This is a genomic window from Pseudomonas sp. WS 5411 (assembly GCF_012985595.1).
GTDB classification, from domain to species: domain Bacteria; phylum Pseudomonadota; class Gammaproteobacteria; order Pseudomonadales; family Pseudomonadaceae; genus Aquipseudomonas; species Aquipseudomonas shahriarae.
The window spans coordinates 1-923 of sequence record NZ_JAARMC010000056.1 but is presented as its reverse complement, the minus strand read 5'-3'; the positions used below and the strand labels follow the sequence as shown (position 1 = coordinate 923).

1 protein-coding gene is annotated in these 923 nt (G+C 60.0%); it reads left to right on the top strand.

Annotated elements, in window-relative coordinates; all coding sequences use genetic code 11:
- Positions 1 to 3: 3 nt before the first annotated feature.
- On the top strand, positions 4 to 923 hold a 920-nt coding region (locus HBR93_RS26740), incomplete at its 3' end, for a ribonucleotide-diphosphate reductase subunit beta (protein ID WP_346266862.1).

Sequence of the window (923 nt, the reverse complement as noted above, 5' to 3'; positions counted from 1 at the left end):
GCCATCGAAGCCCGCGCCGTCACCGCCAACGACTCCGCCGCCATCGTGCGCGCCAAGGCTGCCCTGGACAAACTCGACGTCGCCGAAGGCCTCGCCGAACTCGAAGGCGCTTCCGCCCGTGTTGCCGTTGACGAAAAGCGCATGATCAACTGCCGCGCCGACCTCAACCAACTCGTACCCTTCAAGTACGACTGGGCCTGGCAGAAATACCTCGACGGCTGCGCCAACCACTGGATGCCGCAAGAGGTCAACATGACCGCCGACATCGCTCTGTGGAAAAACCCCGAAGGCCTGACCGACGACGAACGTCGCATCGTCATGCGCAACCTGGGCTTCTTCTCCACCGCCGATTCCCTGGTCGCGAACAACCTGGTGCTGGCCGTGTACCGCCTGATCACCAACCCGGAGTGCCGCCAGTACATCCTGCGCCAGGCCTTCGAAGAAGCGATCCACACCCACGCCTACCAGTACTGCATCGAATCGCTGGCCATGGATGAAGGCGAGATCTTCAACATGTACCACGAGATCCCATCGGTCGCCAAAAAGGCAGCCTGGGGCCTGAAATACACCCGTTCGATCTCCGATCCGAAGTTCGAAACCGGCACCGTCGACACCGACAAAGAACTGCTGCGCAACCTGGTCGCTTACTACTGCGTGCTGGAAGGCATCTTCTTCTACTGCGGTTTCACCCAGATCCTGTCCATGGGCCGCCGCAACAAAATGACCGGCGTGGCCGAGCAGTTCCAGTACATCCTGCGCGATGAGTCGATGCACCTGAACTTCGGCATCGACGTGATCAACCAGATCAAAATCGAAAACCCACACCTGTGGGATGCCGACATGAAGGAAGAAGCGACCCAGATGATCCTGCAAGGGACCCAGCTGGAGATCGAATACGCACGCGACACCATGCCGCGCGGCGT